This is a genomic window from Vibrio sp. 10N.261.52.A1 (genome assembly GCF_002876325.1).
Taxonomy (GTDB): domain Bacteria; phylum Pseudomonadota; class Gammaproteobacteria; order Enterobacterales; family Vibrionaceae; genus Vibrio; species Vibrio chagasii.
Genome location: NZ_MCYD01001343.1, coordinates 1 through 1187, shown reverse-complemented (window position 1 = coordinate 1187; position 1187 = coordinate 1). Strand labels below are relative to the sequence as shown.

At 45.8% G+C, this 1187-nt stretch carries 2 protein-coding genes; one reads left to right on the top strand and one right to left on the bottom strand.

Translation table 11 applies throughout. From position 1 onward, the window contains the following. On the top strand, positions 1–510 hold a 510-nt coding region (locus tag BCT81_RS27615; protein ID WP_102426526.1), incomplete at its 5' end, for a malate synthase. Between the two features lie 127 nt (positions 511–637). Here BCT81_RS27615 and BCT81_RS27610 read toward each other — a convergent pair. After that, positions 638–1187 (bottom strand): GGDEF domain-containing protein (locus BCT81_RS27610; RefSeq protein WP_133152755.1); only part of this gene is annotated, 550 nt, incomplete at its 5' end.

Below are 1187 nucleotides of genomic sequence, written 5' to 3'. Positions count from 1 at the left end.
GCAAACCAGCAAAATGAGAAGCAAGTGAAAGCAAAGCAACTGCTTGACCGTCTATTTCCTCTTGAGCATGGCTCTCACCAAGACGTAACGAGCTACGTAGTCGATTACCGTCATATCATGGCTTACTTCAAAGACGGACAGCATAGCGGCCTAAAACACCCTAAGCACTTTGTAGCCTACATGGGTGAGAAGAGCGACCCTGATTCAATCTTGTTCCGTGATGGTAGCGGAAGTCACTTAGAAGTGATGTTTGGTTGCCACAAAGGCACTGGCTGCATTGAACTGATAGAGATTGATGATATCCAACTGGAATCGTGCACGACATTCGGTCAAGCTCCAACTGAAGCAACGAATACGACTTTACAACAAGAAACTATTGCTGCGATGCGCCACTGGATCAGCCTAGTTAAAGGCGATGAAAAGGGTAAGCCAAAGGCGTGCAGTGAAGATAAAGAATTTAGAGCAAAAAGTGGTGAAGACTACTGCCTTAACTACTGCTTCCAAATTTAAAGCCTAGTTCTCAGTTCCAAGAGCACAGTAAACAAAAAGTCCCAAAGGTAACGCCTTTGGGGCTTTCTAGTTTTAATTAGTATTCACCACGCGTATTTGGCTTCAATCGCCAAGCGAATGATTGCCTTTAAAGAGGCATAACGCGATTACGGCCAAGTGTTTTGGCTTCGTAAAGCAACTTATCTGCGCGCTCAATTAATGAATGTGGTGACTCTCCAGGTTCGAGTTCAGCCACACCGAAAGAAGCGGTAATATTTCCGACTTGTTCACCACTGCGACGGTCTTTAATCGATAGCTTCTCTAACGAACGACGGTTAGTGTCAGCCAGTTGGCGTGCGATGCGTACTGACTTATTCGGCACAATCAGTGCAAATTCTTCACCGCCAAAGCGATAAGCAGAAATGCCTTCACGGCAACTTAGCTTGAGTTTACGAGCGATGCCTTTTAGAACCATGTCACCAAATAGGTGACCATAGGTGTCGTTAAAGTCCTTAAAGTGGTCGATGTCGAGGAGAATCAAACAAAGAGACTGGTTCGCTTCGCAGAGCGTTTCTAAATCGCGGTCGAAAGAGCGACGGTTGTATAGGGTGGTGGTGCTGTCAAACAGTGCGTCTTTCTGTACTTCAACAAGCTGGCTTTTGAGCTTAGAGATTTCAGAGGTCGCTGAGTTGAGCTGA